Annotated in this window: 14 protein-coding genes; 1 reads left to right on the forward strand and 13 read right to left on the reverse strand. The window is 34.6% G+C overall.

The window, feature by feature from the left end; genetic code table 11:
• Positions 1–177: 177 nt before the first annotated feature.
• The 4 genes from NTU58_03800 to NTU58_03815 form a co-directional block, all read right to left on the reverse strand.
• Entirely contained in the window at positions 178–534 is a 357-nt protein-coding gene (locus NTU58_03800) for a DUF2007 domain-containing protein (protein MCX6764791.1), read from the reverse strand.
• Positions 535–989: 455 nt separating this feature from the next.
• Positions 990–1,211 carry a hypothetical protein gene (locus tag NTU58_03805; GenBank protein MCX6764792.1) on the reverse strand — a complete coding sequence of 74 codons (222 nt, stop codon included), beginning with the start codon at positions 1,209–1,211 and terminating at the stop codon, positions 990–992.
• 127 nt (positions 1,212–1,338) lie between these two features.
• Positions 1,339–3,168 (reverse strand): translational GTPase TypA, encoded by a 1,830-nt coding sequence (gene typA, locus NTU58_03810; protein ID MCX6764793.1) that lies wholly within the window; start codon positions 3,166–3,168, stop codon positions 1,339–1,341.
• 251 nt (positions 3,169–3,419) lie between these two features.
• Entirely contained in the window at positions 3,420–4,184 is a 765-nt protein-coding gene (locus NTU58_03815; GenBank protein ID MCX6764794.1) for an inositol monophosphatase, read from the reverse strand.
• 219 nt (positions 4,185–4,403) lie between these two features.
• Between NTU58_03815 and NTU58_03820 the strand changes: the two genes are divergently transcribed.
• Positions 4,404–5,267 (forward strand): DMT family transporter, encoded by an 864-nt coding sequence (locus NTU58_03820; protein MCX6764795.1) that lies wholly within the window; start codon positions 4,404–4,406, stop codon positions 5,265–5,267.
• A gap of 76 nt (positions 5,268–5,343) precedes the next feature.
• Here the strand turns inward: NTU58_03820 and NTU58_03825 are convergent, their stop codons facing one another.
• The 9 genes from NTU58_03825 to NTU58_03865 form a co-directional block, all read right to left on the reverse strand.
• Positions 5,344–6,078 (reverse strand): HAD family phosphatase, encoded by a 735-nt coding sequence (locus NTU58_03825; GenBank protein ID MCX6764796.1) that lies wholly within the window; start codon positions 6,076–6,078, stop codon positions 5,344–5,346.
• Between the two features lie 171 nt (positions 6,079–6,249).
• Positions 6,250–7,473 (reverse strand): acyltransferase, encoded by a 1,224-nt coding sequence (locus NTU58_03830; protein ID MCX6764797.1) that lies wholly within the window; start codon positions 7,471–7,473, stop codon positions 6,250–6,252.
• 70 nt (positions 7,474–7,543) lie between these two features.
• Positions 7,544–8,509, reverse strand: a complete 966-nt coding sequence (gene obgE / locus NTU58_03835) for a GTPase ObgE (GenBank protein MCX6764798.1) — start codon at positions 8,507–8,509, stop codon at positions 7,544–7,546.
• A gap of 11 nt (positions 8,510–8,520) precedes the next feature.
• Positions 8,521–9,135 carry a thioredoxin gene (gene trxA / locus NTU58_03840; protein MCX6764799.1) on the reverse strand — a complete coding sequence of 205 codons (615 nt, stop codon included), beginning with the start codon at positions 9,133–9,135 and terminating at the stop codon, positions 8,521–8,523.
• A 201-nt stretch (positions 9,136–9,336) separates the two neighbouring features.
• Positions 9,337–9,555 (reverse strand): hypothetical protein, encoded by a 219-nt coding sequence (locus tag NTU58_03845; GenBank protein MCX6764800.1) that lies wholly within the window; start codon positions 9,553–9,555, stop codon positions 9,337–9,339.
• Positions 9,556–9,627: 72 nt separating this feature from the next.
• A complete protein-coding gene (locus NTU58_03850; protein ID MCX6764801.1) occupies positions 9,628–10,122 on the reverse strand; it encodes a deaminase in 495 nt (164 codons plus the stop codon).
• A 52-nt stretch (positions 10,123–10,174) separates the two neighbouring features.
• Positions 10,175–10,348: a hypothetical protein gene (locus NTU58_03855; GenBank protein ID MCX6764802.1), complete on the reverse strand. Its 174-nt coding sequence runs from the start codon at positions 10,346–10,348 to the stop codon at positions 10,175–10,177.
• A gap of 73 nt (positions 10,349–10,421) precedes the next feature.
• On the reverse strand, positions 10,422–10,754 hold the full coding sequence (locus NTU58_03860) for a hypothetical protein (GenBank protein MCX6764803.1): 333 nt from the start codon (positions 10,752–10,754) through the stop codon (positions 10,422–10,424).
• A 78-nt stretch (positions 10,755–10,832) separates the two neighbouring features.
• Positions 10,833–11,036 (reverse strand): hypothetical protein, encoded by a 204-nt coding sequence (locus NTU58_03865; protein ID MCX6764804.1) that lies wholly within the window; start codon positions 11,034–11,036, stop codon positions 10,833–10,835.
• Positions 11,037–11,271: the final 235 nt, after the last annotated feature.

Here is an 11,271-nt window from a genome sequence, read left to right on the forward strand (position 1 = left end):
AAAATAGCAAACAGAAGTTGTATTAATCATATAATTTAATTTTACCAAAAAAACCGCCTGTTTGACGATTTTATTTTGGCCTGCCCTGAGGAGCATAGCGACGAATGGGTCCCCTAGCGAACTATATTAGCCTCGCCCGTAGGGCTACGGCTGAGAGAACCTGTTGAATTTTATAATTTAAAGATTTCCAAAATAACTTTTTATTATGAAATAAACCGAAAGTAAAATTAAACTAAAAAAAATAAGAAGATATATTGTAACTGGAATTTTTAAAAATTTAAAAATTTTTCTATCTTGTGAAGGAAATTTTAAACTACTATCTTCTATATTTAATAATTCTTTTGCTTGAGCTAATTGTGAAGGTTTCACACAAATTTCTTTTCCTAATAAACTTGCTCCTCCATATTGCCTTTGCCATGCATTTGCATTATTATCTTTAACCAAATATTCTATTCCAGATTCCTTTAACCTTTGACATATTATTTCAACCTCATAATCTGATATCGCCATTAAAAATATAAAATCTTCTTCCATAATTTTATAGTTTAATTTATTTCTTTATTCTACCAAAAAACCGCCCTCGGCCATAGCCCAGAGGATTAAAGCCTACGGGCGAGGCCTTATTAAAAAGCGGTCAATTCTTTTGGGTCAATTACTAATTTAAATTCAATCTGGTAAAAATCTAACAGGTGTCCACATAGAACATTACTTAAATAAAGTAGCAAATTAGATAAATAAATACCCTCAGTAAAAAACTTTGGGTATTGAAAAATATGATAAATTGTGAAAAAACTAATTGTGGAGGTAGGGGTTGGGGGTATATACCGGTTTCTAATTGTAATAATTAAAAAAGATTAAAAAAAGCAGCCCCAAAAACCTCACAGCCTTTACTCCCAACCTTATATTAATTTTAAAACTTTCCAATATTAACGTCAACTAAAGCATCCACGGATAAAAAAAGAGGGAAAAACCCTCTTGATATTGTTTTTTCAAAATTTACTCTTGAAAGATATCCGTAATATTTCCGGCGCAATCCCTATTTCTTTTGACGTTTTAATCATGTTTCTAAGTAAATTTTGGGCTGTCCCGGTATAAAGATCTATTTTTTCTTTAGGAACTCCCGGCCCATCTCTTTTTTGAAGCCATTTTGCGGTTTCCTCTCTTATCTCCGGCCTGATATTATTTAAATTAATAATTTCGCTTCCTGCCATTTTTTACATCCTCCTATGAAAATTTTTAAAAATCTATTTATTCATTATAGCAAAAAAACCACTCCAATAAAGAAGCGATTTTTAATCAGACTTATTCGCAAAACAATATTAAAAAAACAAAACAGCATCAATCGTTGTTTTGTTTTTCTTTTTCTTTTCTGTCTGCTCTTTTTTTATCAATTTCTTTTAGATGTATTTTTCTGATTCTGATGCTCTTGGGAGTAATTTCCACTAATTCATCGTCTCCTATATACTCTAACGCATTTTCCAATCCCATTGTTTTCGGAACATTAAAATGCTCTGTGGTTCCTTCGCCCCTGGACCTCATGTTTGAAAGCTGTTTTGTTTTACAAACATTTAGCCTTATATCATTAGACCTTGAATTTTGCCCCACAACCTGGCCTTCATAAACAACAACACCCGGACCAAAGAATAAAATCCCCCTGCTCTGGACGTTTCTTAGCCCATAAAGATTAGTTTCTCCTGTTTCATGGGCAACTAAAGATCCTTGGCTTCTTTCTGACCAATTTCCCGGGTCCGCTTGGTACTGATAAAAAGATGTATTTATTGTTCCAAGTCCTTTGGTGTCGGTTAGAAATTCGCTTTTATAGCCCAGCAGTCCTCTTGTCGGCACTATAAATTCTAAAAACACCGTATTGCCGGTATTTCTCATTTCCACCATTTCTCCTTTCCTGCTTCCTAATTTTTGGATTACTATCCCGCGATAAGTTTCGGGAACTTCAATAAAAACCTTTTCAAAAGGAGTCATTGTTTGTCCGTTTATTTCTCTTGTGATAACCTGCGGCCTTGAAACTTGAAATTCATAGCCCTCCCTGCGCATTCTTTCTATTAAAATAGACAAATGCAATTCTCCGCGCCCTGAAACAATCCATTGTCTGTTATCCATATCTTCAACTTTTAAAGCGACGTCTGTTTCCAATTCTTTATATAATCTTTCCTTTATCTGCCTTGAAGTTGGAAACTGCCCTTCTTTTCCGGCAAAAGGAGAGTCATTTATCATAAAAGTCATTTTTACGGTTGGCTGTTCTATATTGATAATCGGCAAAACCATTGGATTTTGAGGGTCTGTTATTGTCTCTCCTATTGTTATGTCCGGGATGCCGGCCAAAGCAACGATGTCTCCTGCTAAAGCTTCTTTAGCATCAATTTTTTTCAGTCCGAAAAACGTCATTAAAGAAATTAATTTGTATTTTTTTTGTTCATTATTATGATTTATATGCATTATTTCTTGGTTGGCCTTAATTATCCCGTTATGAATCCTGCCGATGGCAATTCTTCCTTTAAAATCATCTCCAGTAATTGAAGTTACTAACATTTGTAATGTTTTTTTTGGATTACCGATAGGCGGAGGAATATAACGCACGATTGCTTCAAAAACAGGAAGAATGTTTTCCATCCTTGAAACGTCCGGCGTCTCTCCGGCCTTTCCTTCTCTTCCTGAGGCATAGATTACGGGAAAATTTAATAATTGGTCATGGCCGCCTAATTCTAAAAATAATTCCATTGTGGCTTCCAAGGCAAAATCCGGCCTGGCTCCTTCTTTATCTATTTTATTTATAATTACAATGATTTTGTGGCCCATTTCCAACGCTTTTTTTAAAACAAACCTTGTTTGGGGCATAGGTCCTTCTTTAGCATCAACCAAAAGCAAACAGCCATCGGCCATATTCAAGACTCTTTCCACTTCTCCGCCAAAATCTGCATGGCCCGGAGTATCGATGATATTTATTTTTACATCACCATAATAAACTGCTGCGTTTTTTGAAAAAATAGTAATACCTCTTTCTCTTTCTATTTCGTTGTTATCCATTATACAATCGTTGTTTGCAATGTCTTTTGCAAGGCTGGTTTTTGACTGACGCAAAAGAGCATCCACCAGCGTGGTTTTTCCGTGGTCAACGTGGGCGATTATGGCGATATTTCTTATCTTATTCATATGATTAAAAAGTAATTATATGTTAAAAATTGCCTATTGTCAAAATTAAAAAAGCCTGTATTTTCTTAATTAAAAACCGAAATCCTGCTCCTGAAGTGATTATTTTTACCTCACCCTGCTTACTCGCCATATACTAAACTTCAACTAAGGAGTAATATTAAAATTTATTTTATAAAAGTTTAAAAATAAAAAGACTCTTTGTAAAATAAAGAGTCATTGTTTTTAAAAAAGATTGGAGTTTTACTTAGAACCTAAATCGAACCAATCCCTTCTAAAATCTGCTCATGTAATATTCCGTTACTGGCGATAATAGAGCTTGAAAAAACATCCCAGGGATCATTATTTAAATCAGTAACTTTTCCTCCAACTTTTTCCACGATAAGGGCGGCTGCGGCAAAATCTTCCGGCGCAGGATGAGGATGAATATAGGCGCAAATCTTTCCGTTGGCAACGGCCATTAAGGAAGCTGTAGCACAAAGCCTTATTTGAGGATAAAGACTTATTTTTTTAAGCTTCGGCAATAAAGAGAGAACGACTTCGGATTCTTTTCCCCAATCAGTCCAAATTTGAGCTTCGGCAAGACGGCTATCTTTTCTTACGCCTAAGGATACGTTGCCCTTTACGATTATTTCATTTTCGTATACGCCAATTGTTTGATTTAATGCTGGCAGACAGACTACGCCTAGTTTGGTTTTTCGATTTTCTACCAAGGCAATAGAAACTCCCCATAGAGAATCTTGATGGAAAAAATTAACGGTTCCGTCTAAAGGATCCACTACCCAAATTTTTCCTTTGTTTATTGAATGTTCGCCATTCTCTTCGGAAAAAATAGGAATTTGCGAAGCAACGCTTTTAAGTCTTGCTCCGACAAGCTTGTCTGATTTAAAGTCAGCGTCTGTTAAAAAATCTTTTCTGTTTTTTTTTAATTCCCGGACATTTTTCTGAAATTTTAAAAGAACTTCGCCGGCTTCTTCAGCAATCTCGATTATTTTACCCAAAAAAATACTTTCTTTCATTTTTTTTACTCCTTTTTCAACTGTTAAAAATTATAATACATTAATTAAAAAAATCAAGCCATCTGCTAAAAAAGCTTGTCCGTCTCCGTCTCCGTCTTCGCCTTCGTCTTCGCCAACTGGCGGAGGCGGTTTTTTTCTCTCTTAGTTGCACAACATTACAATATTGACAAATATTAAATAACATAATATGATTTTTAAGTTGCTTAAAAGGAGGTTTTTATGAAGACAGAAAAAAATTCTTCACATAACGTATTGGTTGGAGGACTTCTCGTAGTTGCCGCGATGGTAATTTTCGGATCTTATGGTTTATTGGTAAGGTTTATTCAGGCGGACGCAATTCTTCTTGTGTGGGCGCTACAGATAGTTGGAGTATTTTGTTTTTCACTCTATCTTCTTAAAAATAGAGTTCTTTTCAAACACTATAATATGCTCGGCCACATCTTTTTGATGACAATATTCGTAACTGTCGCAGACCTCAGTTTTTTCATGGCGCTTCGACTGACTACCGTTTCAACTGCCGTTTTCGTAAAATTTCTGATGCCAATTATCGTAGTGGTTTTTACATTCCGTTCAAGCACAGTGACTATAAAAAAACTTCTGCTCTTGATTAGCTTAGGTACCGTAGGGCTTTTCTTCGTACTTTTGTCTCAAGGAAATTTTTCGCTTGTAGCGAATGCGGGAACTCTTTGGGCTTTAGTTACGGCTTTTACGCTTGCGCTATTTATTGTTTTATTTAAAAAAATAGCAAACGTTATGCCCCTGCCCACAATATTATTTTACCGATATGCAATTGCCTCAATAATACTTTTACCCCTTATCTTTTACGCCAACGACATTATTTATCAGGTAAACGAATCATGGCCATGGCTGTTAGGATTCGGACTTTTATATGCAGTTGCCGGAACATTAATACACACTCAAGGGTTAAAGCTTACTAAGGTCCAATATGGCGCGATACTCGGATATATAGAACCGCTTGCCGCAACTGTAATGAGTATTGTTTTTTTAGGCGAAGCCCTTACATTCCCACTTTTATTAGGAGGCATATTAATCTTTTTAGGAAGTGCTTTGGCGCTTAAATAGAACCATCCTGAAATAAATTCAGGATTTTTTATTAAATAAAAAACACCGATAAATTTTCGGTGTCTTGTTTTAAAAATTAAAAGTGCCTTATCTTTGATTGAAGTTCTTGATTCAAATTTTCAAAAAGAGCTGGAAAATTAATCTCTCTCCAGTCCATAAATATCCGATCGGCGCCTTCGTTAATCAAACGAATCATTAGCTCTGGTTTATTAAAAACCGGCATAGCAATGCCAAACGGACATCCGGCATTTCTGGCAGACTTTATGTCGCCTGGCGAATCACCGAAGATTGCCATTCCTTCTGGCTTTATTCCTAGTTTGCCAGCGCCCTTGATCCAAATTTCTCCATCAGGCTTGGGATGAGTTACGTCTTCTCTGAAGATAAAATTATCTTTTTTAATTATATTGATTAAACCAGCCCTTTCCACAATTACTCTTGCTTGGTCTGTGTTTGTTACTGAACCGACAACGACTTCAAGACCATTACTCCTCAGCCATCTGATAGATAGTTCGACTCCTGGACGCAACACCATAGGCACTTGTGGTAAATATTTCTTATAACGTGCCCTTTTTTCTTTTAAATACTCTGCCACGTCATGATCTTCTCCGGTTCTTTCTTTCGATGACTTTACCGCTGCTTCTGCGACTTTTTCGTCAGGTCCGCCAATAAAACAAGGGATTAACTTAAGAGCTTCGTCAAAAGATAAGGGAACACCCCACTCGCGTAATATTTCTAGATGTGATGTGTGGTGAACGAACTCTATATCAACCAAGTTTCCTTCTAGGTCGAGACCAATTCCTTCTATTTTCAAATTACTACCTCCTTTTATCCTATTATTTTAAGGCAATTTTAAAAAAAGTCAACCCCGAAACCTATCTCGGGTTTTCCCAACGAACTCGTCCGTCCTTAATTTTAATGAAAAAAATATTAAAACCCTCTAAGCGAAGCTTTTGTTATATATAAAATCATTAGCCATTCCTTATTAGAAAGGAAGCAAACGAAATAAAAGTTTTTTTATTGATTTTTTTGAATATCGGGCAGCTGAATAAGTAAGGCCTCGCATTGAACTTATTATAGAGCTGTAATTAAAATCTGTTTTTATATAATTGCCGGAAAATTTAATGATTCCAAAAACCAAAAAATAAGTTATTAAAAAGCCAAAAATAAACAATCCTGTGAATATAACAACGGGATTGATATAAAATAAATTAAAAAATTTAATCATGTTTATCAAAAAAGCTAAAACATAAAAGTGAATAAGATAAAAATATAAGCTGTTTTCGCCAATTTTTTGAATGAACTTTGCAAAAGAAAAACGGGAAAACCAATTGAAATAATAGAAAAGAAGCAAAAAAACTATGGGACCGTAAATAAATTGACAATTTAATAATCCTTCTTTAGAGCTAATCAGTCCGATACCAAAATAAAAAATCAATGCCAAAATCGACCAAAAAGGCAAATAAATTTTTCTGAGCCACTCTCTGTTGTTCAGAAAAATCATGGGCTTTAAAACAATTCCCAATGCAAAGAAAAAAATATATAAACCGAAAACTGAATTACCAAACGGCCAACCGGACCAATAAACAGAAAGGACATAATATCCGACAGCGAAAACAAATGTAAAAAATAAAAATAATCTGGGCCTAATTTTTTTTATTGCCAAAAGATACCATAATCCCGGATAAAGCAAATAAAGCATTAAAAGAAAGGGAATAAACCAAAAAGGCAAAACAAGCAATGAAATAAAAATATTATTTTTCCCTTCAGTAAGACAAAAAAATAGAAGAAAAATAGCGGGGAAAGAAAAAACGAGATAAGGAATAAGCAATTTTTTTAATTTGCTTTTATAAAAAATCCAAATATTCTTTTTTTCAAAATTAGGGATTGTTAACAAAGCTCCGGAACTAATAAAAAAAACCGGGATAGCAAACATTACGAGCCTGTTAATGTATTGACTCCACGTAATAAAATAATCCGGAAAATTTTCACTGACGAAATTTAATAAATACGAAATGTGATATATAAATATTGCCAAAACAGCAACGCCTTTAGCATAATCAAAAAAAGGCAAACGCATTAACGGCTTCTGGCTTAAAATATCAGCAGAAAAAGGAAAAATCTTGTGTTTCTTTTGGTAAAAAATAATACCGAAATAAAACAGCACAGAAAAAACTAATATGAGACTGATGGATATTTCGTTTAACATTATGTCTTGTTTCTTGTTCTAAATTTAATGAAGAGGAAAGGTAAGATTTAATGATTTCTACAAAATACTATTATTTTTTTTCTGAAATTAGTTTGTTTAATATTTTTTTAACGTTGTCCAGGCTGTCAGAGTCAATTATTGAAATAGCCAAGGCCTCTTTACCAATTTTTTTAAAATCACTTTTTATCCGCTCAACAACGGCTTTTGAAGCAATATCGCTTTTGCTGATAAAAATATATTCCGGCTTTTCTAAAAGCAACTTACTATGCGTTTCCAATTCAGCTCTTACTGTTTTGTAGTCTGATATTGGGTCAGCAGAATCAACTGCAATAAAATGAAATAAAATTTTGGTTCTTTCAATATGACGCAAAAATTTTGTGCCAAGGCCCTTACCTTCAGACGCGCCTTCGATAAGCCCCGGAATATCAGCTAATATTAAATCATAATAAACTCCCAAATTAGGCTCCAGGGTTGTAAAGGGATAATTAGCAACCTTGCTTTTTGCATTGGTAAGCTCGTTCAATAAACTGGATTTACCAACATTCGGCAGACCTATGAACCCAACGTCGGCAATCATTTTCAATTCCAGCCTTACTTCAAAAGATTCTCCCGGTTTACCTTCTTCAAATTGCATCGGACTGGTGTTGGTTGATGACCTGAAAAGAAAATTTCCCTTTCCTCCTCTCCCCCCCTTGGCAAGAAGCTCTTTTTGTCTTATTTTATTAATTTCCATGTCTTCTCCTGTGTGCAAAATATGCACTACCGTACCTGCCGGCACATATAAAATTAAATCTTCTCCGCAATGTCCGTCATTCAGCTGCGACTTGCCGTTTTGCCCGTCTTTTGCCTTGTTTACTTTTTTAAAGCGAAACTGCCTCAAAGCTCCCAAATCAGAAACGCCTTCAATAAAAACACTGCCGCCGTTTCCGCCGTTGCCTCCTGTTGGTCCTTTAGACATTTTTGTCTTGCTAAAAGCCACAAGGCCTTTCCCGCCATGTCCAGCTATAACAGTTATTTTTACGTCGTCTATAAGCATTTTGATTTAAGCTATTTTATAAATAATCCGCAAAAGCATCTGCCGTCTTTTGCAATCTCGTCTTTATGATAAGCGCAGGGGCAGATTTTTTTTGAATCTTCTTCTTTATTTTTACTTAATCTCCTGCAAGGGCAGTATTTTTTTCCGTTTTTCTTTTCATTTTCCAATAATCCATTAATTACTCTTTCAACGTTTTTCCTGTCGGGATTTAATTGAAAACCATTGTTTTGCGCATATTCCGAATATTCCTTAATCATTTCTTCTATCTTTTTTTGTTTATCTTCTGAAGATTCAAACGACATATTATCCTGAATCATTTTTTCCAGCCATTCTTTAATTACGGACTCAGGCCTAAATCCGGTAAAAGCACTGATGGGCTTCCCACCCTTAAACAAGGTTACCATTGGAATTCTATCAACTTGAAACTTCTGAGCGTTAAACGGAATCTCGTCAACGTTGGCTTTTAGTAAAACAATCTTTTCCTCAAATTCCTTTTCTAATTTTTCTAAAACCGGGGCAATTAATGAGCATGGCTCACACCAAGTTGCATAAAAATCAACCAAAGCCAGCTTATCTGTTCTTTGAATTTCTTTTTCAAAATTTTTATCAGTTAAAGTAACAGGCATTTTTTATTTTTTTAATTTATCATAGTAATTTTATTATTCTACTTCGTCCGTCCGTAGCTCGCAAGTTGAGTTCCGGTCTGTATGAACGAAATTCCGATTTATCGGGGCGAAGGAGGATTTATCCGTCCGTAGCTTTAGCGTAGGAGGACCAAAAAACAGTCTAATTAGCGATTGATGAATAGATGATGTTAAAATTTAATTTTAATCAATTCCCCAAAATTTATTTTTACTAATTTCATCCGGCCCAATAATCTTTAATTGCAAAAAATCGTTAAAATCACTTATAAAAAAACCTGCGCCGAAATATAATATTAACAATCCCAGAAAATGCTTGCGAAAAATTAAACCTAAAATCATTAAAATTAAACCAAATATCCAATGATGGGGCGTGTCCATATAACCAAAAATTATATGACCCATTCTTCCAGTGGCGTATCCAATGAAAATTATTAAAATGTAAAATAAAATTTTAAAAAAATGCATTATATAAAATTATGGCTCCCAGAATTCTCCGTGTCTTAAAATTTTGCCAACTCCTATTTTTCCATCAAAAATAATAATTTCTATTCCAGCTTCTCGCAACATTGCAAAAGCAAAATCTATATTCTCCTGCCAATTATAAGACCTATCAAGAGCTTGTTTGTGAGTCACCAATCTTTTTATGCCTGATTGAATTATGGCTTTGGCGCAATCTGTACATGCAGCCCAGCAGCAAACCATAGTCAGTCCTTCTGTTTTTATTCCATTTTTTGCAGCACGATATATTAGGTTTCGTTCCGCGCACACGCCAATCTTAGAACGCAAAGGTTTAATTTTTCTTTCTTCGGTTTCCTTTATCCCGTCAGGAAAAGTATTTACTGCCGAGAGAACAATCTTGCCTTTATCATCAACTAAAATAGCTCCGTTCTGAGTAGAAGGCCAGATGCTTTTTTGAGCTTCAAGATATGCAATTTTAAGCAATTTTTGCCAATCCATATTTTTTCTCATTTTACCACTTCGAACAACTCAACGTAAATAAAAAGAGGTTTAAGTTTAGCCTCTATTTTACAAGAAAAATTTTACAATAAACATTGCGTTCTACTTTAAAATAATCTACGCAATGTTTTATTCCTCCTTTATTAAGATTTTTAATTATTTCTTCATCATGCCCTTTATTGCAACCGTCGCAATCCCAATTAAAATTGCCGCAACTGTCACATAAGTCCTCTTCCATTTAAAACCTCCTTGCTTTTCTTTTTACTTAAAATCACTAATTTGTCAAACAAAAAAAGTGACATAAGATTATGTCACCAAAAGTTAGGCATTCTGCCTTTTTCTTTATTCCTTTTTTTGAGATTTTCTAAGAAACATACTGGATTGAACCATAAAGTATCTTGTCCAAATTTTTTCCAGTATAAATCTTGAATTTTCCGGAATTTTTTTCCATCCGGAATTGTTTCTTTTAAAAGAGCTGAATTTCCTGATCCCCCTGGTTGATTATTGGTATTACTGGCAGTTTGAAGAATTAAATCTTTATCTGGTATTTTTGAATTTGCCTCTCCCTCTGCAGCTCCGGCGTATAGGAAAATTAAAAGTGCGATTCCTATCGCTATTTTTTTGCAAAAGTCTTTTTTTTCCATCTTTCAACCTCTTTATTATTTTTATCTCAAATCACTAATTTGTCAAATAAAAAAAGGAGTGAATTTTCACCCTTTATTTTATTTTTTACTTCTTATCCTTCTGTCTCTAATGCTTATTCTGCGAACTGCTTGATTGGAGATCTCTACCTCTTTTCCGCAATCAGAACAATACCCTATATCCATTTTAACTCCGCGCCCTATTAATTTTACTTTTTTCCCTTCACATTCAGGACAAGTGGGACCTTCCATTATTCTACTTGACAAACTATTACTTTTATCCATTTTTCAAAGACCTCCTAATAAAAGATTATCTTAAACCAATATTTTGTCAAATCAAAAACCAACCGATTATAAAAAAATTTGAAATTGAAATAAGAAAACTCCGAGTAGAATTATATTCCACAAGGAGTTCGAATTTGGGACACCACTGAATGGTTTAGTCGAAGACCTTGGCTGCGTAGCGCTGAGGAAATAGACGGAAACTGATCTTGTCAAAGATGGAAACTTTCTCTTTCCC

The sequence above is a fragment of the Candidatus Nealsonbacteria bacterium genome, assembly GCA_026396195.1.
Classification (GTDB): Bacteria; Patescibacteriota; Minisyncoccia; order Minisyncoccales; family JAGGXC01; genus JAPLXH01.